We start from the raw sequence: 853 nt of genomic DNA, 5'->3' as shown, positions 1-853 counted from the left end.
CGTCGGAGAACGTGGCACAGCTCCAGTTCGGCTCGCATGACCGGCGGCAGGTTGGCCTCGACGTGTCGCATGATCTCACCGCCGATGGCAGCCTGCGCGGCCGGGTCGTGGCGCTCGCGCGCGACAGCGACACGCAGGTGGATCACAGCCGCGACGACGCCTTTGCCATCGCGCCTTCGATCACATGGGAGCCGCAGTTCGGCACCAAGCTGACGCTTCTGGCCAACTACCTGGAGAACCAGGGCAGCCCGATGATCCAGTTCGCCTCGCTCTATGGCGCGTTGGAGCCTGCGCCGAACGGCGCGTTCCTCGATGACGGCCTGTTCGTCGGCGAGCCGGGTTTCGACCGCTTCGACAGCGAGAGCCGTGGCCTGACGCTTCTGGCCGAGCACCGGCTATCACCGGTCTGGTCGATGGATGCGCGGCTGCGCGCCACCCGAAGCGAGGCCGATTATCGCCATGCGTGGTGGGCTTTCGACGACTACCCGACGCGCTACAACGACGACGGCACCATCGACCGCACCTTCTACCGCGCCGAGAACACGCTCGAGACATTCGGCGCGGATCTCACCGCGACGGCCGAATATGCGTTGGGCGCGGTTGCGATGCAATCCCTGCTGGGCCTGAGCTACAACCGGGGCGAATACGACAGCGACTTCGGCTATGGCACGCAGATTGCCTCGATCGATCCCTTCGATCCCGACTATTCTGGCGCCCCCGCGATCACCGTGACCGACACCCCGGCCAGCACCGTCGAGGAGCGCGGAATCTACGCGCAGAACCGCGCCACCTTTGGCGGGCGGCTGCATGTCGATGCCGGGCTGCGATATGGCGAGATCGAGACCGGCGAGAC

At 66.4% G+C, this 853-nt stretch carries 1 protein-coding gene; it reads left to right on the top strand.

Features of this window, described 5'->3' with window-relative positions; all coding sequences use genetic code 11:
* Positions 1-11: 11 nt before the first annotated feature.
* Positions 12-853 (top strand): TonB-dependent siderophore receptor (locus tag MBELCI_RS18935; RefSeq protein ID WP_235047708.1); only part of this gene is annotated, 842 nt, incomplete at its 3' end.

It is taken from the genome of Limimaricola cinnabarinus LL-001, from assembly GCF_000466965.1.
Taxonomy (GTDB): Bacteria; Pseudomonadota; Alphaproteobacteria; order Rhodobacterales; family Rhodobacteraceae; genus Limimaricola; species Limimaricola cinnabarinus.
This window is presented reverse-complemented; position numbering and strand designations above follow the sequence as displayed.